20 protein-coding genes are annotated in these 23,788 nt (G+C 61.9%); 18 read left to right on the top strand and 2 right to left on the bottom strand.

Annotated features, from left to right (window positions below; translation table 11 throughout):
• Nucleotides 1-11 precede the first annotated feature (11 nt).
• From ACNAZA_RS14155 to ACNAZA_RS14130, 6 genes are all read left to right on the top strand, one after another.
• A complete protein-coding gene (locus tag ACNAZA_RS14155) occupies nucleotides 12-1,052 on the top strand; it encodes a hypothetical protein (protein ID WP_415797193.1) in 1,041 nt (346 codons plus the stop codon).
• Nucleotides 1,053-1,228: 176 nt separating this feature from the next.
• Nucleotides 1,229-2,329 carry a N4-gp56 family major capsid protein gene (locus ACNAZA_RS14150; RefSeq protein ID WP_415797192.1) on the top strand — a complete coding sequence of 367 codons (1,101 nt, stop codon included), beginning with the start codon at nucleotides 1,229-1,231 and terminating at the stop codon, nucleotides 2,327-2,329.
• 65 nt (nucleotides 2,330-2,394) lie between these two features.
• Entirely contained in the window at nucleotides 2,395-2,793 is a 399-nt protein-coding gene (locus ACNAZA_RS14145; RefSeq protein WP_415797191.1) for a hypothetical protein, read from the top strand.
• An 84-nt stretch (nucleotides 2,794-2,877) separates the two neighbouring features.
• A complete protein-coding gene (locus ACNAZA_RS14140) occupies nucleotides 2,878-3,354 on the top strand; it encodes a hypothetical protein (protein ID WP_415797190.1) in 477 nt (158 codons plus the stop codon).
• A 15-nt stretch (nucleotides 3,355-3,369) separates the two neighbouring features.
• On the top strand, nucleotides 3,370-4,047 hold the full coding sequence (locus ACNAZA_RS14135) for a phage adaptor protein (protein ID WP_415797189.1): 678 nt from the start codon (nucleotides 3,370-3,372) through the stop codon (nucleotides 4,045-4,047).
• Nucleotides 4,048-4,050: 3 nt separating this feature from the next.
• Entirely contained in the window at nucleotides 4,051-5,697 is a 1,647-nt protein-coding gene (locus ACNAZA_RS14130) for a hypothetical protein (RefSeq protein ID WP_415797188.1), read from the top strand.
• On the opposite strand, the gene ACNAZA_RS14125 is transcribed toward ACNAZA_RS14130, so the two are convergent.
• Nucleotides 5,698-6,060: a hypothetical protein gene (locus ACNAZA_RS14125; protein ID WP_415797187.1), complete on the bottom strand. Its 363-nt coding sequence runs from the start codon at nucleotides 6,058-6,060 to the stop codon at nucleotides 5,698-5,700.
• 145 nt (nucleotides 6,061-6,205) lie between these two features.
• Between ACNAZA_RS14125 and ACNAZA_RS14120 the strand changes: the two genes are divergently transcribed.
• Together ACNAZA_RS14120 and ACNAZA_RS14115 are read left to right on the top strand one after the other, a co-directional pair.
• On the top strand, nucleotides 6,206-6,460 hold the full coding sequence (locus ACNAZA_RS14120) for a type II toxin-antitoxin system Phd/YefM family antitoxin (RefSeq protein ID WP_415797186.1): 255 nt from the start codon (nucleotides 6,206-6,208) through the stop codon (nucleotides 6,458-6,460).
• Entirely contained in the window at nucleotides 6,454-6,723 is a 270-nt protein-coding gene (locus ACNAZA_RS14115; RefSeq protein ID WP_415797209.1) for a Txe/YoeB family addiction module toxin, read from the top strand. The genes ACNAZA_RS14120 and ACNAZA_RS14115 overlap by 7 nt, the downstream gene beginning before the upstream one ends.
• Nucleotides 6,724-6,831: 108 nt before the next feature.
• Here the strand turns inward: ACNAZA_RS14115 and ACNAZA_RS14110 are convergent, their stop codons facing one another.
• Nucleotides 6,832-7,212 carry a hypothetical protein gene (locus ACNAZA_RS14110; protein ID WP_415797185.1) on the bottom strand — a complete coding sequence of 127 codons (381 nt, stop codon included), beginning with the start codon at nucleotides 7,210-7,212 and terminating at the stop codon, nucleotides 6,832-6,834.
• Between the two features lie 256 nt (nucleotides 7,213-7,468).
• Between ACNAZA_RS14110 and ACNAZA_RS14105 the strand changes: the two genes are divergently transcribed.
• The 10 genes from ACNAZA_RS14105 (at nucleotide 7,469) to ACNAZA_RS14060 (ending at nucleotide 23,785) form a co-directional block, all read left to right on the top strand.
• A complete protein-coding gene (locus ACNAZA_RS14105) occupies nucleotides 7,469-14,791 on the top strand; it encodes a phosphoribosyltransferase (protein ID WP_415797184.1) in 7,323 nt (2,440 codons plus the stop codon).
• Nucleotides 14,792-14,915: 124 nt separating this feature from the next.
• Nucleotides 14,916-15,317 (top strand): hypothetical protein, encoded by a 402-nt coding sequence (locus ACNAZA_RS14100; protein WP_415797183.1) that lies wholly within the window; start codon nucleotides 14,916-14,918, stop codon nucleotides 15,315-15,317.
• 12 nt (nucleotides 15,318-15,329) lie between these two features.
• Entirely contained in the window at nucleotides 15,330-16,496 is a 1,167-nt protein-coding gene (locus ACNAZA_RS14095; RefSeq protein WP_415797182.1) for a hypothetical protein, read from the top strand.
• An 18-nt stretch (nucleotides 16,497-16,514) separates the two neighbouring features.
• Nucleotides 16,515-17,039: a hypothetical protein gene (locus ACNAZA_RS14090; protein ID WP_415797181.1), complete on the top strand. Its 525-nt coding sequence runs from the start codon at nucleotides 16,515-16,517 to the stop codon at nucleotides 17,037-17,039.
• Nucleotides 17,033-18,199: a hypothetical protein gene (locus ACNAZA_RS14085; RefSeq protein ID WP_415797180.1), complete on the top strand. Its 1,167-nt coding sequence runs from the start codon at nucleotides 17,033-17,035 to the stop codon at nucleotides 18,197-18,199. Before ACNAZA_RS14090 ends, ACNAZA_RS14085 begins: the two co-directional genes overlap by 7 nt.
• The gene (locus ACNAZA_RS14080; RefSeq protein ID WP_415797179.1) at nucleotides 18,196-20,523 is read left to right on the top strand and encodes a hypothetical protein; all 2,328 of its coding nucleotides are present in this window, start codon (nucleotides 18,196-18,198) and stop codon (nucleotides 20,521-20,523) included. Before ACNAZA_RS14085 ends, ACNAZA_RS14080 begins: the two co-directional genes overlap by 4 nt.
• Nucleotides 20,520-20,954, top strand: coding sequence for a hypothetical protein (locus ACNAZA_RS14075; protein ID WP_415797178.1), 435 nt, complete (start codon nucleotides 20,520-20,522; stop codon nucleotides 20,952-20,954). The genes ACNAZA_RS14080 and ACNAZA_RS14075 overlap by 4 nt, the downstream gene beginning before the upstream one ends.
• Before the next feature lie 2 nt (nucleotides 20,955-20,956).
• Nucleotides 20,957-22,777, top strand: a complete 1,821-nt coding sequence (locus tag ACNAZA_RS14070) for a hypothetical protein (RefSeq protein ID WP_415797177.1) — start codon at nucleotides 20,957-20,959, stop codon at nucleotides 22,775-22,777.
• Nucleotides 22,778-22,857: 80 nt separating this feature from the next.
• Nucleotides 22,858-23,220 (top strand): hypothetical protein, encoded by a 363-nt coding sequence (locus tag ACNAZA_RS14065; protein ID WP_415797176.1) that lies wholly within the window; start codon nucleotides 22,858-22,860, stop codon nucleotides 23,218-23,220.
• Nucleotides 23,213-23,785: a hypothetical protein gene (locus ACNAZA_RS14060; protein ID WP_415797175.1), complete on the top strand. Its 573-nt coding sequence runs from the start codon at nucleotides 23,213-23,215 to the stop codon at nucleotides 23,783-23,785. The genes ACNAZA_RS14065 and ACNAZA_RS14060 overlap by 8 nt, the downstream gene beginning before the upstream one ends.
• Nucleotides 23,786-23,788 lie beyond the last annotated feature (3 nt).

The following is a 23,788-nucleotide window of genomic DNA, read 5'->3' as shown; positions in this document are numbered from 1 at the left end:
AAGGAACCACCATGCCTAAAACACTGCAAATGCTCCTGGCCCGCTACATGAACGCTGCTGACGGCGAGGGCAATGACCTGCCTGGCGCGGCCACTCAGGATGACGATTACAAGCCCGGTTCGCCCGAGGATCGCGGCGACTTTCTGGTGCCGGACGAACCTGCGGCAGCGCCAGCCGTGGCCACACAAGCCCCTGCTGCAGCGCCAGCCCCGGCAAATGCTGAAACACAGGAAGAGGGCGCCGGCGCGGCTGAAGAGGGAAGCACTGGCCGCCCCTCTGGTGCTGTGCCCCATGCGCGCTTCAATGAGGTGAACGAGCGCCGCAAGGAGGTGGAGCGCCAACTGGAGGAAGCGCGCGCGGAAAACGAACGCTTGCGTGCCGAGAAGGCCGGTGCCGCCGCTGCTGCTGCCGGCAAAGAGGCTGCTGCCGCGAATCCACCGGCAACGGCCGCGGCGTTTGACTTTGACACCAAGGAGTCGGAATACCTCGATGCGCTGATGGAAGGTGAAACCGAGAAGGCCAAACAGATCCGCCGCGAGGTCAATGCCGCTTTGGTGGAGCAGGCCCGCAGCAATGCCAAGGCCGAGGCGCGCGCCGAGCTGGAGCAGGCCGAAGCCCAGCGCAGCCAGAAAGCGGCCATGGCTGCATTGGCCGATGAAGCCGCATCGGTGGTGAAGACCTTCCCTTACCTGGATAGCGAGGAAGGCCAGGTGGCAATGGAAATGATCATCGAGCGCCGCAACTCACTGGCAGCTAAGGGCATGGCCCCGCATCTGGCCTTGCGCGAAGCCGCTGCTTTGATTGCTCCGCGCTTTGCTCCAGCTGGCAGTACCCCGGCTAAGGATTTGCAGACGGGCGCGGCGCACGCAGACTCCAGAGAACCCGCAGCCCGTACCCGTGGAGCGCAGGCCTCAGTGGCTCAGCCCCCGGTACCCGCAGCAGGTATGGGCAACCGCGCGACCGGCAACGACACCACGGATGTATCGCGCATGGATGACGATCAGTTTGATCGTTTGTCCGAGGCTGACAAGCGCCGTTTGCGCGGCGACTAAGGCCTGGCCCAGCAACCCGCTACAGATTCGCTCACTGTGGCGGGTGAAGAACCCGACGAGCGTATTCGTCTGCAAGGCCGCGACGTAAAAGGGCCCGGCTCCTTGACTGCCCAAGTCATGTCCATCGCATATAGGGCGGCGCATGTCCCAGCAAGTCAAACACTTTGGAGCATGTTATGCAGACGAATTTCGCAGCACTGACCCCCACGCAAAAGCTGGTTTGGTCCCGTGACACATGGAGCGCCGCGCGCGACATGATGTTTATCAAGCGTTTCATGGGCAAGACCCAGAACGCGATGATTCAGATCATCAAGGAGCTGACCAAGACGGAAAAGGGTGACCAAGCTCTGATCCAGCTGGTGGCCGACCTGGTCGAAGACGGTGTGATTGGTGACAACGAACGCGAGGGCAACGAGGAAGCCATGCAGTCGTACAGCCAGATCATCTCTCTGGACCTGCTGACCCACTCGGTCAAGAACAAAGGCAAGCTGGCCGACCAGCGCACGGTGATCAACTTCCGCGAGCAAGGCCGCGACAAGCTGTCGTACTGGCTGGCCAACCGTACCGACCAGCTGGCATTTCTGACGCTGTCGGGCATTGGCTTTGCCTACAAGAACAACGGTGCGGACCGTATCAATTCGCCTTTCCCCCAGCTGTCGTTTGCAGCTGATGTGAAGGCACCCAGCGCCAAGCGCTCGCTGATGTGGGACGGCACCAGCCTGCAGCAGTCGAACACCGGCAGCATCACCAGCGCCTACCTGCCCAGCTACCGCATGATTGTGGATCTGATCGCCTACGCCAAGGAGCACTATGTGCGCCCTCTGATGGATGGCGGCAAGCAGTATTTCGTGCTGCTGGTGGCCCCGGGAACGCTGGCCAACCTGAAGAAGGACCCCGACTATCAGCGCGCGGTGGTAGCCGTGGCCACCAAGGCCGGTACCGATTCGCCCTGGTTCACCGGCGCGACTGTGACCGTGGATGGCGCCGTGCTGCATGAGCACAACCTGGTCTACACGACCAAGGGCGCGGCACCTGGCAAGAAGTGGGGCGCTGGCGGAAATGTCAACGGCACCCGCACGCTGCTTTGCGGTGCACAGGCGATGGGCATGGTGGACCTGGGCGCGCCTGACTGGGTGGAAAAGCTGTTCGACTACGACAGCCAGCAGGGCATCAACCTCGACAAGATGCTCGGCCTGCTCAAGCCACAGTTCCACTCCATCTACGACGACAGCGTCGAAGACCATGGCGTGGTGGCCGTGGACCACTACATCCAGTAATCCCCCGCTGCCCGTAGCCAGGTGCGGTGCGGGCAGCTCTCCCTTGATGATGAAGGAGCGCAAACATGCCAATCCAACTCAATTCCGGCCGCCAAGAGGCCATCGTGGCCTACGTGGACATTTCCGCCGGCGATCTGGCCAGCGGTGTGGCAACCAAGGCCATTGAACTGCCTTCGGGTGCCGTGGTGATCAGCGGCAGCGTGGCGGTCAAGACGGCTTTCAACACGGCCACCACCGCAACGCTCAAAGTGGGCGATGCGGTTGATGACGACCGCTATACGACCTCCGCAGTGGATCTGAAGACTGCCGGTGCCACTGCACTGGCTATTACCGGATACACGCACAAGGTGGGCGAGAGCCTGCAGGTCACCTTGACCGAGACAGGCGCGACAGCGACCGCAGGCAAGGTCCGTGTGCAGGTCAGCTACTACGTGGAAGGCCGCGCGGCTTTCAGCCAGGGCTGATCGGTTTTCGCAGTGGTGGGCTTTGGCCCTTTTCCCGGCGGGTTCGTCCCGCTGGGCTTTTGAACCTCAACCAGAGACATTCCCATGAAATTCCGTTCTCCCGGCAGCCAGGCGCTGCATATTGCCTTGCTCAGCGGCCACACCCTGGCCATTCCCCCCGAGGGCGTGGATGTGCCGGCAGAGTTCCGCCGCGAAGCGATTGCCAAGGGCGCGGAACCTATGGCGATTGAAAGCATTCAAGAGTCTCCCGCTGCGATGGCCGCTCTGGCCGTGATGCTGGCACAGAGCGCGCCAGCCGGTGGCGCTTCTGCAGGCAGTGCTGGCGCACTGGACGATGCTGCCGCCGCCGCCGCTGCAGCAGAAAAGCGCAAGGCCATGATCAAAGACGCACTCAAGGCCATGCTGGCAGGCAACAACGAAGCCGACTTTACGGCGGACGGCAAGCCCAACTTGAACTCGCTCAAGAAGGTGGCGGGCTTCAATGTCGCGCGCGGCGAAACTGATGATGCTTGGGCCGAATTGCAGGCCGAGCTGGACGACGAAGAAGCTGGCCAGCAGTAACGAGCGGGCGCGACCATGAACCTTGAACAGCTCATTGAAGCCTCACGGGCGGCGCTGCAGGACCAGCATGAGCCTTATCTGTGGGAGGACAAGGTGCTTGTGGGCTACCTCAATGAGGCGGTGCAAGAGGCATGCGAGCGCGCCAAACTCATTGAGGACTCCACAACAGAGGCCGTGTGCCGGATTGCAGTGACCGCCGGCCAGGCCTCTTATGCACTGCACCCCAGTGTGCTGGAGGTACGACGCATTGCTTTCAATGGCCGAGTGCTGACAGAGAGCAGCTTTCAGGCACTGGACGAGCAAGACCACGCCTGGGAGAGCCGGCAGGGCATGCCGTTTCGGTTCATCTATGAGCAGCCCACGAGCGCGGCCAAGCCCACGATTCGGCTGGTGCCTGCGCCAGCTGTGGATGGCGTGCTGCGCCTGGTGGTGTATCGGGGGGCGATCAAGCCCCTGGCTGAGGGCGTGGACACCGGCAAACCAGAAATTGCTGATCGCTTCCACGTCAAGCTCATCGACTGGGTATGCCGCTGCGCTTACCTGCGCCCTGACCCTGATGGCTACGACCCAAACAAGGGTCAAACCCACGAAGCGTTGTTTGAACGCACGTTCGGCGCGCGGCCTGATGCCAATGTGCAGCGCAAGCGCCGCGACAAGCACCCCCGCATCGTAAAAATGAAAGGCAGTTGGTAAGCCATGGCCACACAACTTGACGAGAAGAAGCCGGCCACCAGCAAGCTGGCCAGCCCCAACAATATTTTTCCGGGCAATCGGCTGCAAGGCGATAGCGGTTCATCTGATGCACCCGCTGGCGCAACGCCGACGCAATCTCCTGCAGCCGCTTCGGCCGTGGCGCGCCTGGCCGGGCCCTCAGAGCTCTATATGCAGGATCGCGCCAAAGAAATGAGCGGCCAATGGGGCTCGGGCAACTATGCCCAGGCGGCCGGTACCGCTGCGCGCACTGCTGTGCAGGGACTAGGCATGTACGGCATTGAACTTGCTGACAAGGTTGCCACGCCGGTGATCGGGGCTGTAGGGAAATTTGCCAGCGGCCTCATTGGATCTGATGCCAGTGCTGGTCAACCGGTGCAGTCCATTGCTGCCGCGCCAGCCGCTCCGGCTAAAGCCGCTGGCACACCGGCCACCGTGCCTGGTGATGCAATGACTCCAAGCCTGAAGCCTGGCTTGACGAACAATCTAGGTACCATGCCTGACACCCCTATGCAGGCAGCGCCAGCCGCGCGCACCACTGCATTACCGGATGGCGTTTACCAGCATGGGCGCGGCCAGTTCAGTGATCAGGCTGGCAGCATGGGCTTCGCTCCAGGCTTTACTGGCAAGCCAAGCCAAGAAAATGATGCGGCAGCAGGCGCGCTCGACCGGCGCACTGCGCTTGCGAGGATGGGCGGCTATTCCTATGCCCCCGAAAGCAATACCGCTCCGAGTTCACCCAATCCGTCAGCGGCTGGGACAGCTTCTACGAGTAGCGGAGTCTCCCTAGCACCTTCATCGGCCCCTTCGAGCCAGCCCGCTCCCCAAAACCAGCGCGCGGCCAGCAGCCTCGCAGCAATGAATTCGCCCATCTTGGCGGAGCAACAGGGTGGAGTTCCCGCATTCAATGCTCCGAGTGTGGCGCACAGCGGCAATGACTGGTCGGCGCGGCAGCGCCTGAAGGATATGGAGACATCGGCCAGCTCGATCACCAATACCGAACGCTGGGGCGGCAGGGGGGCGTCTCACAATCCTGCAGTACTGAACTTTGTGGATGCCAGCCGCGCCGACCTGGCCGCCCAGGGCAAGGTGCCTGACATGCAGCTCAAAACCAATGAAATCAATGCCGGCTTGAAGCGCACGGCCATGGCCGAAGCAGGCGCGGACCGACGCGCGACCCTGGCCGAGTCGGGTGCCAGTTCCCGTGCAGCAGGACAGTTGGGGCTGGGTTTGCGGCGCCTGTCTCTTGATCAGCAGCGCGCCGGCAGCGAAGACCGATTGCGCGAGCCGCAGATTCGGGCCGCTGAGCGTCAGGGGCAGTTGCAGGAGGCCTATTTCAACGCCAAGACACAAGGAGAGCGGGACGCAATTGCAAGCCAGATGCGCGCCTACTCTGGCAAGGATGAGGCTGATTGGAAGGTGCAAGTCACGCCAGCCACCAAAAATGTGGATGGCTCCACTACCGCAGGGTCCGTCATTCGCTACAACAGCCGTACCGGGGATGTGCAGGACGTAGGTGGAGTTGGAGGCAGTTCTCAGTCCTTGCCACCAGGTATGAACAAGCAGGTCGGAACGGCGGGAGGTAAGCCGGTGTACGAGGACGCAAAGGGAAATCGTTTCGTGGGCGGATGACTATTTTTCCCCATCGAGCTTTCCACTGAATGGTGTGAGTTTGATGGGCTCGTCATACAGCTTCCTGCAGGCGACACCAATCAAGACTGCAGCGCGGTTGCTGCGCGTGTCGCCGGCCTTTTTTGCCGTGCACTCCACGCCGCTGTTAAAGCCAAACAGGCCGCGCGCCTTTCCCTGAGGGATGACCTCAATGCCGCCTGGATGCTTGTCCAAGCACACCTGCATATTGGCTTGGGCTGCCACATCGTTCTGCGTGCCGGGCAATTTGTCCAGCAGGCAGGTGGCGTAGTTGGCAGCCTGGGCCTGCGCGGCGCCCAGCGCCAGCAGTGAGCCGCCCAGCAGCCTCCATATCTTCTTTTGCATGTTCCCTCCTGCGAGGAAATGTAGCAGAGCAGATTGATTTCATTGAGCTTCCGAGTTGTCCGTCCTCTAAGCGCTCTACGAGTGAACGTCTGCAGGGGGTACATTAAAACATGTACAATATGTGGTACGTATTAAGGAGTGCAATATGCATGTAGTGAGCTTCACCCAAGCGCGCAGTGAGTTCAAAGGCGTGATTGATCGCGTGGTAGCTGACTGTGATGCAACGCTGATCCATCGTCGCGATGGAGAGAACGCGGTTCTGCTCTCTGAGTCCACCTACAACAGCATGCTGGAGACTCTGCATCTGCTGCAGAGCCCGGCCAATGCGCGCCGTTTGATGGCTGCTGTGGAGCAAGACCGCAAGGGCGCGGCCAAGACTCGGGAACTGCTTGAATCGTGAGTCGTGCCATCAAGTTCCTTCCCAATGCCTGGGAGGATTACCTTTATTGGCAGGGCCAAGACAAAAAGACCCTCAAGCGTATCAACCTGCTGCTGACTGAGGCGACACGAGACCCGTTTGTGGGCACAGGCAAGCCCGAGCCATTGGTGGGTAACTTATCCGGCTACTGGTCGCGGCGCATCGATCAGACCCACCGGCTGGTGTACCGGGCAAGCGATGATGATGTGGTGGTGCTGGCCTGTAGATACCACTATGACGATTGAAACGACAAAGCCCCTTGCGAGGGGCTTTTTTTGTGGCTCTTTTGCTGCAAAAGACAGCCGCTACTTCCAAATGTGCCCAAAAGTTGGCATCGCATATTCTGGTGCGTCCTAGCGAGTTTGCTTCGAGTAGGCGGCATGGGACTTCAGGGCAGCGTGTAGTTCCTGAATGACGATGCTTAGCTCAGAATGTGCCGAAGAAACACAGGGTAACCATCTGGAGTTTTTAGGGGAGGTGTTTGTATAGCAAGCCAGCGATAAATATGCATTGCGGAGTGCACTTTGGTAGCTGGTGATGTACCAGGGCGGTACTTTTGAATCCCATTCTTCGTTTGCAGTGATGAGCAGTTCTCGTATCGATGTTTTTAAAAGCTTGTACCTTTCCATAGCTGATTTGGCGACTAAAGAATCGTTAGCTCCCTTCTCTCCTAATGTGTAGAGGATCTCTGCTTCAGCTTGCAGAAGAGTAAGTTTTTCGTAAGTTTTATTCATTAGGAACTAGTGACTTGTCATTTCCATAGATTATTGACTTACGTCAAGTTTGACTAAATTAATAAGTTAATTAATGCTAATGAAGAGAATTCACTTTTTTATATTTCGATAAATATTCCTGATCTCGTAGGCACGATTGGGTTTTGATTGAGGTGAATTGTTAGCAGTCCTAAGTTAGTTGGTGTGCACGGCGTTGAGTCGATTTGTGCCCCCTCTAGGGTTCGACTGACACTCAGGTGTGAGGTGTCATTGGGGGATGAATCAATCGCCTCTCAAGCCATTTCAGGGAGAGCTGGATGCACCAAGCTCTGTCACTCAAGGTCTAAAGCCGTTCGATGGAGCCTTGGACGGCGAGCCTGCCTCGCGCGGTATCAAAGGCATTGCTCAGGATGCGGCAGCTACCGCAGTAAAAGCAGCGCTTGCCGTGCCGGAAGCTGCAGTAGGCATTGCTGACTTGGCTACAGGTGGCAAGGCGGGCAAAGCGCTAGAGGGCGTGGGCGTGCGATTCAAGGAAGCCCGCGAGATTGCCGAGGGCTGGCACTCTGATGTGACCAAGGCCCAAAAGGCAGAATTCCATAATGCGGATGGCGTCACCGGCAAGGCCGCAGTGGCGTTGGCGAATCCATCGCTGATCGCTATGGCCGTTGGCGAGTCGCTGGGAGCGATGGGGGCAGGCGGTGCTGTCGGGCGCGGCGCCATGGCTGCCACCCGCCTGGGCCAGATGGGTGCCAAGGGCGCGGCCATTGCTGGAGGTGTTGGTGAAGGTGTGGTGGGCGCGGGCTCGGCCGCCGAGCAGATCCGCCAGCAGACCGAAGACGGCGAGCTGACCGGCAAGCAAGCCGCGCTGGCCGCCGGTACCGGCCTGGCTACTGGTGCGCTGGGGGTGCTGGGCAACAAGGTAGCCAACAAGCTGGGCGTGGGCGATGCCGACATGATGCTGGCCCAGGGCACCAAGGGCATGGCCAAGGATGCTGCAGAGCGCGCCACGGCCGCTGCCGTTAACCCGCTGGCCCAGCCTGCACAGAAAAGCATCCTGCGCCAGATGGGCGAGGGCGCGACTGCCGAGGGCGTGCTGGAAGAGCTGCCGCAGTCGGTATCCGAGCAGATCCTGCAGAACGAGGCTTTGAACAAGTCTTGGAGCGATGGACTGGACGAAGCCATTGTGATGGGTATTCTGTCGGGCGGTGCCATGGGCGCAGGCGCGGCCGGCTATCGCGGCTTCAAGGACAAGCAGCTCGATGACGCGACCGCCAAGACCCTGGATGCGCAGCGTGCGGCACAAGCGGCTGGTGGTGCGCCAGCCGGTCAAGGTACTCAGGAAGCGCCGCCAGCCAACTGGTCCACCGCCGCCGGCGCAGCTTCGGCACAGGATGCTGGGCCTGGCAGCACACCAGCCTCTCCCGCCAATGCGCCAAATCTGGATTACGCCACCAGCCTGGGCGCGACGCCAGTGGCTGCAGGCAATGAAATCGACTTCACGCGCGACTTTCCTGCTCCTGACTGGAGTTCCGAGGCCGGCGCGGGCACTGGCATCGAGCCGGTGGCGAAGGCTGCCCCTGCAGCACCCGACTGGCAGCTGACCCCCTCTCAGGCCATGGGCCTGGACCCCAATGCAGGTGCTTTGTCCAAGGCGGCAGCCATGGCTGTGGATTCGGGTGCATCGCAAGTGCTGCAGACACCGGCTGCTGCAATGGGGCCAGCGCCCGTGCTGGAGCAAGCCGCGGCACAGGTGCCTGCCGGCGTGGACCCCGAAACCGGCGAGGTGTCCCTGCAGACCCAGATGGACGAGCTCAAGGACCGCATTGCCTTTATGCAGCAGCAGGGCGCGGCCCAGGGTTGGAGCAAGGACATGGTGGCCCAGCGCAATGCGCTGCAAAGCCAGCTGACCCGGATGGAGGTGCAGTCGGCCGCCGGTCAGGCGCAAGGTGCATCGACCACTGGCGCGCCAGCCCCCGCCCAGCTGAGCGGCATTACCCAGATTCTGGCCAAGCAGGTTCCTGCCATGAGCGAGGACGAGCTGCAGCAGGCCATTGCCCACTACGGCCCCAATCACAAGCGCACCAAGAAGCTAGAAAAAGCACTCCAAGCGCTTGCGCAGAAAACGCTAACAGCTATTGAAACAGGAGCAATCAGCAATGTCTCTCAAGCCGATCAAGCCCAGCAAGGTGGCCCGAAACCTGCGCAAGCAGGAGCAGCGCAAGCTGGCCAAGCTGCTGCCCAGGGTGTAGCCAAGGCGGTCCAGATCGCGCGTGACGGGAACGCAGAGCGCGACCAGGAGCGTCAGCTCCAGTTGGAAGCCAGCGAACGCTGGACGCGCATGACCACGGTGGAGCGCCAGGCGCTGGCCAAGGTGGCACCAGGCCTGAATGCCATCGCCAAGGCCAATGTGCATGGCCGGGCCTGGGGTGACCTGTCGGAGAAGGTGCGCGGTAAGCTGTCCGATGCCATGGGCAATCAAACAGCGGTGGCCGGGAAAGGTGCGGGAAATCAGCCGGTACCGCCTGTAAACAGAACGCCGCAAGCTATTGAAACTGTAGCGAATTCGCCAGCCGCTCAAAAACCCGTCAAACAGGGCGCGCAGCCGGTAGGCGATGAAAAGCCCTTCGCGGCCGAGTCCGGTACGCTGGGCATTCCCCGCGCGGACATGCCCCAGGTGCCCGCAGCCAACCATGGCGGCATGGTCAAGCACCTGAATGCCCAGGGCATTGCCCACGAAACCAAGACCGTGGACGCGGCAGCGCTCAAGCCCACGCAGGCCGAGTATTCGCCGTCCAAGGTGGAGGCCGCCAAGAGCGCGACCGGCGACCGCGCGGTGATCGTTTCCAGTGATGGCCACATCATCGACGGCCACCATCAGGCAGTCGCGGCAGCCGAGGAAGGCAAGCAAGTCAAGGCCATCGTGCTGGATGCACCGGTGGAGCAGGCGCTGGCTGCGGTGAAGGCTTCGCCCAGCGCGAATGTGGCACCAGCACCAGCAACCGAGCCCGCGCCGAAGTCGGTACCGCAGCGCATGAAGGAGGCCAAGGCCGCCAAGGAGGAAGCCGCGGCATCCAAGCGGGAGGAAAAGCCCAAGAGCGTGCCGGCCAAGATGCGCGAAGCCATGGCGGCGCGGGCAACCGAGCGGGTTGTGGGCGGGGACGAGGCACCAAGTTTCCGTCGCCAGGAATCTGAGCAACTGTCAGGCGCGGACTTTGATGTGGCTGGCTTCCTCAAGACCATGAACGAGGGGCAGCCTGCGCTGCAGGCCCGTGGCGAGGCTGGTGCGGGGGGGAAGCCAGCCGGATATTCACCAGCTGCCCGAGCTCAGGCCGTGCGCGCCGTGCAAGGTACGGCTGATGCGGTTCGCAAGGCCTGGGCCAACGGTCCCGAAGTCATCGTGGCCTTTGACATGCAGGACACATTGGTGCCAGAGAGCGCCCGGCGCGCCGATCTGAAGCAGCGCAGTGGCGGCGCCCAGGGCACACCAGAAGGCTTCTATTACCAGGGCAAGGTGTATTTGATGGCGTCAAAGTTGAAGACGCCCAACGATGCTGCCCGTGTGCTGTTTCACGAGGCCTTGGGCCACCATGGCCTGCGCGGTCTGTTCGGCAAGGACCTGGGCCTGATCCTGAATCAGGTGGCCGCCATGCGTAAGGCGGAAGTGGATGCCAAGATCGAAGAGTACGGCCTGCGTCGAGTCAACAGGCTGGACCGCCGCACAGCCGCCGAAGAGGTTTTGGCCGAAATGGCGCAGAGCACACCCCAGATTGGCTTTGTGCGCCGTGCCGTGGCCGCAGTTCGCACCTGGCTGCGCGCCAATGTGCCTGGGTTCAAGTCGCTAGCTCTGACCGACGCCGAGCTGATCCGCAATTACATCCTGCCTGCGCGGGCTTGGGTGGAGCGCGGCGCTGGCGCTGGTTCGGACCAGGATATTGCATTCAGCCGCTCCGGTGCGACCAGCATGCCTGATGCCATCATCGGAAACGTGCTTGGTGCTGCATCGTCACATCCTGACTACCAAGCAGCCAAGGGCGGGGACATCGAGGCGGCTGTTCGCCTGGCCCAAGACATCGTCACGCCTGAGCTGGTGGCCAAGGTGCGGGCTGTGATCGGGGATTCCAAGCCGCTGGTGGTGCCTGTGGCGGCCGAGGAAGCTACGGGGCGCAACAGAATCCCGTTGGCTGCTGCTGGGGTGCTGGCGCAACGCCTGGGGCTTGAGGCCGCCACTGGCATTGTGCAAGCCAACCGCGCGCATCGCACCGGCATGGATGGGCTGGATCGGATCTTCGCGCCCGTGGACTTTGCTGGCACCGTGGAGGCTGTGCCTTACTTGTTGGTGGACGACACTCTGACCCAGGGCGGCACGTTTACGGCGCTGGCCAGCCACATTCGGGAAGGGGGCGGGACCGTGGCCGGGGTCATTGCATTGACCGGCAAGCAGTACAGTGCAAAAATTCAACCCTCTCCTGAAACCCTGGCTTCCCTTCGACAAAAACATGGTGACCTCGAAAACGAATTCCGCGCCGCCACAGGCTACGGCTTCGACGCCCTCACCGAGTCGGAAGCCCGCTACCTCGCGCGTTACGAACCGGCTGACCGACTCCGAGATCGAATCTCTGCAGAAGGACACCGCAGCCGCGATGGCGAAGATCCGGGAAATGCTGGCTCGGAGCCAGTAAACGACGACCCGGTATTCAGCCGTTCGCGCCTGGCTGACCTCAAGACCAGCGCGCTGGACCAGCTGAGCCAGACCTTTACCCATGAGGGCAAGGTTTCGCTCTGGGACAAGTCCGTGGGCACCATGCGCCACCTTGGTGAGCGCGCTCCAGCCTTCAAGCCGGTGTACGAGTCGGCCCAGCAGAACATCGATGATGTGTCCATGCTGGCCAATGACGCGGCCGACATGGCGCCACGCATCCTGCCCCGGGTGGAGTCTCTGGGCGACCTCAAGAAAAAGCCGGTTTCCGCCGAGGACAACAAGGCCGTGGCCAAGCCGCTGTTTGAGGGCACGCTGATCTGGGCGCGCGACGAGAACGGCAAGGCCACGCTGGTGGATGATCTGCAAAAGCGCTATGCCAATCTGTCGGTGCACAACAAGGCGGCCATGCTGCTCAAGCACGGCAAGATTGATGCGGGTGTGCTGGCCATGTGGCAAGGCCTACCGTTGGCCCAGTTTGAAAAGCAGATCAACTCCCGATTTGAGAGCATGTTTCTCAAAGCGGGCATTGTCTGGAGCGATGCCGAGCTGCAATCCATGTTTGGCGCCAATGCCAATCAGATCAGCCTGTACCGTGAGGCCCGCGCGGCCATTGATCGCTCCATCGACATGACAGCCCGCACCGACATGCTGCGCGTGGTGGGCGAGAAGTACGAGCCCATGCGCGAGGCGGTGCTGGCCCAGCCATCCGTGGAGGCTGCCGCCCAGCTGCTGCTGGATACCCTGGAGCAGGACGCCAAGGCCGACCCGGACGCGCGCGACCGCCTGGCCGGCTATATGCAGCTGATCAGCCTGCGCCTGGACACGGCCGTGGATCTGCAAAAGGCCGGCTATGCACCCCTGTCGCGCTTTGGCCGCTACACCGTGGACGTGGTGGATGCCGCCGGCGAGCGCCAATACTTCGGCATGTACGAAACCGCGCGCGAATCCAACCTAGCCAAGATGCAGCTGGCCCAGGAATTCAAGGGCGCGACCATCACCACCGGCACCATGAGCGCCGAGGCTTACAAGCTGTTTGCCGGCGTGACGCCTGAAACGCTGGAGCAGTTCGGGGAAATGCTGGGCCTGAAGGCGGAGGGCAACGAAGCCCAGGACAAGGCATTCCAAGAGTTCTTGAAGCTGACCAAGAACAATCACAGCGCCATGAAGAGGCTGATTCATCGCAAGGGCGTGGCCGGCTTCAGCCAGGACGTGGGCCGCGTGGTGGCCAACTTTGTGTACTCCAATGCGCGCGCCGGGGCCATGGGCCTGAACGCGGGCAAGATGGAAACGGCCATTGGTGCGATCCCCAAGGAGCAGGGCGAGCTCAAGGATCTGGCCATGGGCCTGCGCGACTACATCCGCGATCCCCAGGAGGAGGGCCAGGCCGTGCGCGGCATGCTGTTTGCCCAGTATCTGGGCGGCTCGCTGGCTTCGGCATTCGTCAACATGACCCAGCCATTCCAGATCACCATGCCCTGGCTGAGTCAGTACGGCGGCATGCGCAAGGCCGCCGGCCAGATGGCGCGTGCGCTCAAGGATATGGGTCGCTCTGTCGCTGACAAGAGCTTCCAGTACGAACCTGACCTAGCCAAGGCGCTCAAGGCGGCCGAGGATGATGGAACGGTCTCGCCACAGGAAATCCATGCGCTGATGGCCCAGGCGCGTGGCAACGGCATGCTGCGCTCGGGTGACGGCACCAAGGCCGGCAACCTGCGCGCCAATGCAGCCAACAAGTGGGAGCAGGGTAAGGTGCTGTGGGGCCAACCCTTCGCGCTGGCCGAGCAGTTCAACCGCCGCAGCACGTTCATTGCGTCTTACCGCATTGCCAAGGAGCAGGGCATGGCCGATCCGGCAGGCTTTGCACGGAAGGCGGTGCTGGAAACGCAGTTTGTCTATAGCAAGGCCAACAAACCCAAGTGGGCGCGCGGCGCCGTGGGCGGGACTTTGTTCACCTTCAAAACCTATAGCGTGAGCTATCTGGAGCTGATGCAGCGCATGTGGACCCAGGGTGGCCCCGAGGGTAAGCGCGCCGTGGGCTGGGCCCTGGCCATGCTGGTGCTGATGAGCGGTGCCGGCGGCGTGCCATTCATGGAGGATGCAGAGGATCTGATTGATGGCATGGGCCAGCTGGCCGGCTACAACATCAGTTCCAAGCAGTGGCGCAAAGAGTTTCTGGCCGGTGCCGTTGGCAAGGAGCTGGCTGAGTTCATGGAGCAAGGTATCTCGGGCCTGCCGGGCGCGCCGGTTGATGTGTCAGGGCGCCTGGGCATGGGCAACCTGATTCCCGGTACCGGCCTGTTCCTGGATAAGCCCAGCCGCGAGCGCGATCTGACTGAGATTGTGGGTCCGGCTGGTGATCTGGTGTCGCGCGGCTTTGGCGGTGCACGCGATGTGATCAAGGGGGTGCTGAACGGCGATGGGGTAACCGTCGGCAAAGGTGTGCTGGAGTGGACACCCACGGCCGTGCGCAACCTGGCCAAGGGCGCGGACATGGCGGCCACTGGCATGTACCGCGACACCAAGGGCTACAAGGTGATCGACACCACACTGGCCGAGGCAGTGGCCAAGGCCGTTGGTTTCCAGCCCAAGCCCGTGGCCGAGGTGCAGGAGGCCAATAGCTTCATGCAGCGCTCCAAGTCCTTTTATGTCCAGACCAGCAGCGACATCAAGGCGCAATGGGCAGACGCGCTATTCCGCAAAGATGAGGCGGCCGTACAGCGGGTGCGCGAGCGCCTGGCCGACTGGAACCGCGACAACCCAGAGCAGCCCATCGTGGTGAAGATGCCGGACGTGTGGAAGCGGGTGCGGGAAATGAACAAGGACCGCACCCAGCGTATTGCCGATACGGCGCCCAAGGCGCTGCGCGAGCAGATGCGTGAGCAGGCTCGTTCACTGAGCTGACGGCACCCCTCTAGGGTTCGACTCCAAGGCATGGCCGGGCAAAACTCCTGGCCATGCCTTTGCTATTGCTGCCGCTGCTCGCCGGCGCGGCAGGGCTGAGGCGCCCCATTCAAGGAGCTTCACCATGGCCAATAAATTTTTCCCCCGGGGTGCCCAGAAGGTTCTCGGCGCATCCATCAACCTCGCCACCGACACCATCAAAGCCGCCCTGGTGCCCGATTCGTACACCTACACCGAGACCCATGAGTATCTGAACCAGCTTGGCACCATCGTGGGCGCGGCGGTGGAGCTGACCGGTAAAACCGTGGTCGGCGGCGTGTTCGATGCAGACGATCCGGCTTTTGGCGCCCTGGCCGCAGGCAGCACCGTCAAGGCCGTTGTCTTGTTCAAAGACACGGGCAACCCCGCCACATCCCCGCTGGTGTGCTATCTGGACGTGATCACTGGTTTTCCCTTCAGCACCAACGGCGGCACGGTCAGCGCCAACTGGTCTGACGGCTCGGCCAAGATCCTTTCCCTGGTGTAAGCGGGAGGCTCTATGCGCAGATTGGTTTTTTTCAATAACGCCTCCTTCAAGCTGAGCCAGGCCTTGACCGATTCCTACGACCGGGTGAAGGTGCAGATTGACCGCTCCCGGGCTGCAGCGAACCTGGCCATGCCGGACTTTTCGGCCGGGTGCTACACCATCGCCACCATCTTGCCCGCTCCAAGCCCAGGCCAAACTGAGCCGGATGCCTCTCAGGCCGGCGTCTATGAAATCATCTTGCTGCGAGAAGTGACCGATGAAGGTGACGGCACATTCTCGGCCACCGTGGAGCGCGGCGCAGGCATGACCGCACCGCTGGTCTGGCCCGCCGGCTCGCTGGTGGAATGCCGCGTGACCGAGAACATGCTGTCGCTGCTGCGTGCGGCTGGTCTGCGCAGCGAGTATCAGGACGCGGCCTCCATCAACAAGGGTGATGTGTTCTTGGATTGGTCTGCCAACAGCGACTACGAGGCCATTCGCGGCGCTTTTGCGCTGGGCGGCTTGCCCGTGGCGCCGGCCTCCGGCCCGGAAGAAGGGCCTAACGCCGATCATTTCCCCAAATCACGCATGGCCACGCAAGTGGAGGGCGTGGGCTATAGCTCCATGGTGGAGCTGGGTGTGGCTGCCGTCTATGACCCCGAGAGAATCTATCTGCCCGGCGAATTTGCCATGGATGCGGAATCTTTGACGGTGCATGCGTACAACCGTGGCAATGCTTTCGCCACTCCCCAGGCGGCCTTGGGTGACTATCCCTGGTCCATATTCAACGCCAATTCCTATTGGAACGGAGCCGCTTTCAGCTGTCTGGACCAGTATTCCGTCAATCCTGACATCTGGTTCTACCCCACCGAGATCGGCTTTATCTGCGAGGAATACAGCGCCACGGCGCCGCCCACCATCACGGTTAAAGAAATGGACGGCGAAGCCTCTACCTTGGGCGAGCTGATTGCCGCCCAGGAGCTGACCGGGATCGGCGCACGCGAGCGCCGAGTGCTGTCCAACACGGTCACCAAGGGCATCAAGGGCCTTAAATTTGAGCTGACGGCTGCGGCCGCCGGCGGCCTCTGCCGGGGGCGCTTTTACTGGAAGGGGCTGTTCATTTGCAGCAATACCTTTAATGGCTACCCCCAGGAACCCAGCACCACGGACGGCAGCGAACCCATTGGCGTGCCGATGTAAGCCTGTGGAAGCAGCCCTATGACGCTTTGCCAAATCAACGCCGTAGCCATCAACGCAGCGCAATCTGCTGGCGGTGAGCCCGGCACTGAGACGCCCGGCGATGACATCGCGGTAGCGGTGCAATCGCTGCGCCCGGTGGTCTTTGGCACGCCGGTACTGCACAGCGCCTATGACGCGGGCGTGGTGGAAAGCCTGGCCCCCGTGAGGTTCGGTCAGCCCCGCGCGGCCTTCAAGTTCCCGGCCCAAAGTCTGCAGCCGGTGAGCTTTGGCGAGCCAGTGCTGGCCATGCGCGCCCATGCCCAGTCGCTGCGCCCGGTGCAGTTCGGCACGCCGGCTGTTGGGGGCGGTTTACGCGCGGCCAGTCTGCAGCCGGTGCGCTTTGGCACGCCGACCCTTCACCTGGGTGGGCTGACGTTGGAGGCTGAAAGCCTGCGGCCGGTGGTTTTCGGCACGCCGAGTCTGGGCGGCATGTCCGTGCGCGTCAGACCGCTGTGCCCGGTGCGCTTTGGCGTGCCTTTGTTGGATAGGGAGGATGCATGCTGACATTCAAGGGTTTCACAGGGATCAACAACCAGCAGCCTGAGCACCGCCTGGAGACCTCCGACCTGCTGCAGGCCCAGAACGTGGACATTGGCCTGTCCGGCGAGATCCGGCGCCGCGGCGGCCTGGCCCGGGCCCATGACTGCTGCCACAAGAATCTCTGGCAAGCCAGCGGCTTCATGCTGGCCACGGTGGGCGAGGCGCTGACGGCCATTCACCCGGACGGGGCGCGCCACATCATCCACCCCGCACTGGGCGAGGACCGGGTTTGGTACTGCAATCTGCCTGACGGCCGCACCACCTTTACCAATGGGCTGATCGACGGCGTGACCGATGGCCTCACGGGCCGCGAGCGCAGCGTGCCCGCGCCCGAATCCCTGGGTGTACCGGATGTGGCCTTTGGGACCCTGCACCCTGGCCAGTACCGCTATCACCTGAGCTATGTGCGCCTGGCCGACATGCTGGAGGGGCCGCCCATCAGCTCGGCGCCGGTGGAGCTGGCCCAGGGCGGGCTGCAGCTGGACAATCTGCCGGTGCGCGAGGGCTTTGCCATCAGCGTTTATCTGAGCGGCAAGGACGGGGAGGGCGCCTACCTGGCCACCACCACGGTGGCGGCTTCGGTGGAGATCGGCGTGGGCAATGCCGCCCTGGTGCTGCCTTGCCGCACGCTGGGCGCGCAGGCCTTCCCGGTGGGCACCATCACCGCATTCTGGCGCGGCCGCGTGCTGGTGGCCCAGGGCAATGTGCTGTGGGCCAGCCGCCCCGCAGCCCCCCACCTGTCGGACTGGCGCGACTTCAAGCAGCTGGCCGGGCAGATCACGGCCGTGCAACCGGTGGACGATGGCGTGTATGTGGGCACGACCGAAGACTTGGTGTTTCTGGCTGGAACCAGCTGGGACCAACTGGCCCACGTTCCCACCTTGCGCGGCCCGGTGGTGCTGGGCTCGGGCGTGGCCGCCCCCGGCCACCGGCTCAAGCTGGGCGACGGCACGGGCGGCGGCCAAGCCATGCTGTGCATTGCCGGCGGAGAGGTTGTCGCAGGCTTTGCGGGCGGGCAGACCAGCAGCCTGACGGCCAACCGTTACCGGACCCCGGCCGCCGAGGTCTGCGCCACGTTCCGCGAGGTCGATGGCCTTCCCCAGTATCTGGCGGTGCCGCAATGAGTTTGTACAACCCCTACGCCTTTGATGTGCTGGGCAATCCGGTGCCTGTTGCGGCGCAGCCGGTGCTGCGGCTAGAGAACGGGCAGGCCACTGTGGCCCAGCTGGCCCAGGCCCGGGCCGTGTTCTCGCGGTTTTGCGACATCGCGCGCGTGTCGCAAGTGCCCAACCCGGTGGCAGCCGGCAAGCTGGCTGATGGCTCTCCCTACCGAATCACCGTGGTGGGCGCCCAGACCATCATGCAAGTCTGGCCAGTGGGCAGCGAGAGCCAGGAAAAATACCTCAACGGCATCAAGGTGCTGGCGCTGGACAAGATCTGGCTGCTGGAGCCGCGCAAGTGGCGCGATACAGAGAAGTGGACGACCAGCGGCTGGAACACCACGGCGCGCAAGGAGCTGTACGGCGGCTTGGGCTACACACGCTACAAGGATGGCGAGTCTCCAACACCCGACAAGCCGGACAAACCGGGCTGGTTTAGCCACGGCAAGGAAGGCATCGCCGCGAATGGAAAAAACATCGCGCCGCAGCTGGCGGGTGTTGCGGCAGCCCAGTTGCCCAATGTCTGTATGCCGGTCCTCAACCCAAGCGCTTACTACGATCAGGTGGCGCGTACGGTATCTCAGTTGGTGAATCCAAAGGGGTTTGCAGCTGTGGCTCTTTACTCTGAAGCGATTTACTTGGGCTATAGGCCGATGCCAGGAAACGACCCACCAGCTTTTGGCGGGAAGCGGGAGTTATCCAGAACCGAGACTGTGCCAGCGGATACGCGGCCTTGGTACCTCACCGCGAACAACAGCAACATCGTTGTTTGCTACATGAAGAATATTCCGCTGTATGCCTCGCATAACTTGGTCAATGGTGCAATTAGCATTGTTCCACCCTACAGCCTAAGAGAGCCTCGCTACGGAATTGCGCCAATTACCGTTGTGAGCGCCTTGTCTGATATAGCCATCAACGTCATCACAAAACCGGACGGAAGCAAAGACCTTGGGATGACGGGGGCAGGCCCGGTAAGCGCGGCGATTGAAATCACGGACGACCATCAAGGGCTCCCTTATTGCGTTGCCATCGGGTCAGGAAACGCGGTATCCACTGTCGATCAAACCTCGGAGGAAGGCTACAACACCCCGGGCCAGATGACGGATACAAGAGTCGCTAGAACAGCCAACGCGAACTATGAGACATCCCGTAATTTCACAATGGATGCAGCGTACCGAAAATATTATTTGAATGGCAAGCTGTACGCGGACAAGGTAAAGGTATCAAGCGCTTTCTCAGACAACGAGAGTTTTTCGCTGAACAGCCTTAAAACTTTCTCCAACGATGAGACGCTCACAAATGAATTTCAATCTCAATCGTCAGCTGGCATAGATATGCTCTGGCGCAGCGTGGTCGAGCTGGACATTCAAGGGTGCGGCAAGCTGAAGGTCAGGGATTTGAACTACAGCCATCAATTCACGGCCGTAAACTCGCATAACGACCATCTGGATTACGCCTCCTACACTCTTGAAACGCTCCCGCCAGATCAGAATGGAACGCCCCAGGAGCCAGTCAAGCACCGATACCCGACCCGCTCAAACAGTGAAACCTGTGATGCATCCGCCAGCATCACCCTGGAAATGACGGGCGAAGAATTGATATTTACCGAGCCTGTTTTTGGCGCCATGGTCAGCGTGAGAAGCCGACTTAAATTCTCTTGCTCGAAATCGACTAAATACAACTACTCATTTTCTGGTGCAGGCAGCGCAGATGCTGATGACCCATTGGGGGCGTACTACGTCAGGGAGCCTGACGGCTTCGAGCCCAATACGGTATGGCGCCAGATAAGCGCTTCTACCGCTGGGGCGGCGGGCTTTAGTGTGATTGAGCCATCCAATCTGACAGAGGCTTCCACTACCGACGTAATGGATAGAACTGTCGTTTTCAGAATAAATGGCACGGTTGTGCTGGAGATTGATATCCCGGTAAGGGGCTTAGAGGTTGCCAGCATCAATGAGCGCCTTGGGTTTATTCGCAGTTCATTGGGCGCCAACTCATCGGGCTTTAGGGCGTTGCCATACAACGCCGGGCCGCAAGAACTTGAGGTAGTGAATAGTCCTGACTACGAGGTGCTATGGCCCGGACACATGGGCTATATCAACCGCGAAAAAGTCCAATACGCCACCGACCCGATCAGCAAAGAGGGGTTTCTTTCGTTCACTCTTAAAGGCGTGGTTGAAGGCGACGCCACTTACAACTACGTCCTCAACGCAACCGGCTTCACACCATCTGGCGATGTGACCGGCATTCCATCCAACGCGGTTATCAGCGAGGTGTCCACCGTATGATTGTTCTCAACACCCTCAGCGGAGCCGTGTCCGAGTACACCGGCCATGCATTTCAGAGCATTACGCCCACCCACGGCGGCAATGCCACGGGGCTGTACGCCTTGGGCGGCGATACCGATGCCGGCGCGCCCATCGTGGCCCAGCTGCGGCTGCCGGCCACATTGCGCAAGTCCACGCTCAAGCTGCGCATACAGATGGCCTACCTCTCCATGCAGGGCGAAGGCGAAGCAGAGTTTGCCGTGCACGGGGCTGGTGATCAGGCCTGGCGCTACCGCTTCCCTTTGCGCGCCAGCGGCCAGACTCGCTGCCCCGTAGGCAAAGGCATACGCGAAAACTATCTGGGCTTTGGCCTGAGCAACCCCGATGGCCAGTCGTTCACGCTGGACCGCGTTGAGATTCTGGACGTGCAGTCCCCCACCCGGAGAATTTAAGAATGGCAGACCTTGATCTGAACGGCCCCGCCGAGATAGTCCAGGACAAATACGATCGCTCGGTGGTTTATGCGGAACAGGCCCTGCTGGAAACCAAGTCCATGCAGGATACGTTCAACAGCCTGATTTTTCAGACCCCGACGATCAGCGTGCAGTGGGGCACGATTGCCGCGCCGACCTTGCCCGTGGTGCCGGATCTGCCCACGCTGCCGCAGGTGAGCTTTGTCACACCTGGCGATATGCCGGGCGCGCTGGATCTGGCCGGGTTGCCCGATGTGGAGGTGGTTGGCTTCGATCTGCAGCCGCCGGCCATGGACTTTGGCACGGCGCCGAATCTGGTGATTGGCCAGGCCCCGGCCTTGCCCCAGATGCGCGAGGTGGCCATTCCCGATGCGCCCGATGTGCAGCTGCCCGATGCGCCGGCATTTTTGGCGCTGACCACGCACACCTTTGGTGGTGTGGACCTGCGCGAGGACTGGCTGGCCAGGCTGGACGATACGCCCGAGCTACATCTGCTGGAGCCCGCGCCCTTTGAGTTCAAGCGTGCGCCTGGCTATGCCTCCGAGCTGTTGAGCAACCTCAAAGCGGTCATTGCCGCGCGCATCCAGGGCGGTACCGGCCTCAGCCCCGTGGTGGAGCAGGCCATCTGGGACCGCTCGCGTGACCGCGAAACCCAGGTGGCACTGGCCCGGGAGCAGGAGGTAATGCGCTCTGCCGAGTCGCTGGGCTTTCCGCTGCCGTCCGGGGTGCTGGCCGGCCAGCTGGCCGATGCGCGCCGCGAGTACCTCGACAAGCTCTCGGGCCTGTCGCGCGACATTGCCATCAAGCAAGCCGAGCTGGAGCAGTCCAACGTCAAGGATGCGATTGCCCAGGGGCTGCAGCTGGAAGGGCAGCTGATGGAGCAGGCCATGCAGCTCGATCGCCTGTCGTTTGAAGCGGCCAAGACGGCGGCCGACCACGGCATTGCTGCGCACAACGCGGCGCTCGAGCGCTACAAGGCGCTGCTCGATGCCTACCGCACCTTTGCCATGGCCTATGAAACCGTCATCAAGGCGGAAATGAACAAGGTGGAGGTGTACAAGGCCATGCTGCAGGCCGAGCAGACCAAGGCCGAGATCAATCAGTCGCTGGTGGCGCGCTACAAGGCCGAGATTGAGGGGCGCATGGCGGCCGTGGAGATTTACAAGACCCGGGTGCAGGCCGCACAAACGCTGGTGAGTTTGGAGCAGACGCGCATCCAGGCCGGCGGCGAGCAGATCCGCGCCTTTGTGGCCACGATCAATGCAGAGTCGTCCAAGATGGAGCTGTACAAGATCAGGATTCAGGCAGAAGCCACCAAGCAGGAGGCCTACAAATCCCAGGTGCAGGCCTACGGCGCCTATACCGGTGCCCAGGCCGAGCGCGCCCGCGTGGCAGTCGCCAAGGCCCAGGCCCAGATTGCGGCCAAGGGGATGGAGTGGGATGCCTGGAAGGCGCGGCTCTCGGGAGAGGTGGCCAAGATGGATGCCGCGGTCAAGCAATCGACCGTTCTGGTGGACGGCTACCGCGTGAGCGCCATGGCCATCGAAGCCAAGGCCGGCAGCTATATGCGCCGCTGGGAGGCCGACATCAAGCAGTACGAGGCCAGCAAAAACATCACCCTGCAAACCGCCAAGCTCAACGCCGATGTGGCGATACAGGCCAATGCCGCACGGTTGGAGGCGGCCAAGATCGGTTTGACGACTGCGGCGCAACGCGTGACTTCGGCCTGGAGCATGGTCAGCGCCAGTGCCAGCATCTCTGGCTCGGTCAACCAAAGCATTAGCACAGCCACGGGCGCTTGATGCCAGGTGTTTAGCGGCGATGCCGCTTTGCACCCCGCTAGGGTTCGACGGCATAAAGGCGGCCACTCACACTGCCGCCTATGCCTGCCCACAAAGTCAAACTTGAAATCGACCAGGGTGCCACGTTCGACAAGACTTTTACTTGGAAGACGGGCACCAAGGCCAATGCCGTGCCCGTGGATCTGACCGGATGCAAGGCGCGCGCCCAGTTCCGGGAGGACATTGAAAGCGACGTGGTGCTGCTGGAGCTGACCACGGAAAACAACCGCATTGTGCTGGGCGGCCCCACGGGCGAGATTCGTATTCTCATCAGCGCTACCGACACGGCCGCCTTGCGGTGGACCGGAGCCGTCTTCGATCTGGAAATCGAATTCCCAGATGGCACTGTGGTGCGCCGCATGGCTGGCGGCGTGATGGTGTCGCCGGAGGTGACCCGTGCTTGATCTGCTGGAGATCCCTCAGGAGCATCTGCTGCAGGAGCAGGTGCAGACCCTGGTGCTGCTGGAGCCCCAGGGTTCCGACGAGATTCTGGAAGTGCCCACCGAGCAACTGCTGCTGGAGGCGGGCCAGGACAACACGCTTTTGGAGTCGGAGCAGGAGCTGGTGCTGCTGACCGAGGCCAAGCAGGGGCCACCTGGCATCCCAGGCCCAGCCGGTGGCCAAGTGCTGCAGCGCATGGCAGGCATGGACATCAGCGCGCTGCTGGTGGTCTATGAAGACTTGAACGGCGCTGTCTGGCCGGCTGACCCCGATGTGGAGCGCGATGTGCTGGCGCTGCTGGGCGTGACGGTGAGCGCGGCCGTCGGCGGCCAGCCTATCAATGTTCAGCGCTTGGGCCACATCGATGACGCGGCTTGGCAGCTGCAGCTCGGCAAGCGCGTTTTCTTGGCCAGACAAGGCCGGCTTACCCAGCAGCCACCAGAAGCTGGCTATGACGTTCTGATTGGCGTGGCGCTGTCCGCGACCCGCCTTCTTCTCAATATTCAAGACCCTATAGAACTGGAGTGAGTC

Origin of the sequence: Comamonas aquatilis, assembly GCF_965139575.1 — a bacterium.
Taxonomy (GTDB): Bacteria; Pseudomonadota; Gammaproteobacteria; order Burkholderiales; family Burkholderiaceae_C; genus Comamonas; species Comamonas aquatilis.
Note: the sequence above shows the minus strand (reverse complement) of the source record. Positions and strands in the feature narration are given on the sequence as shown.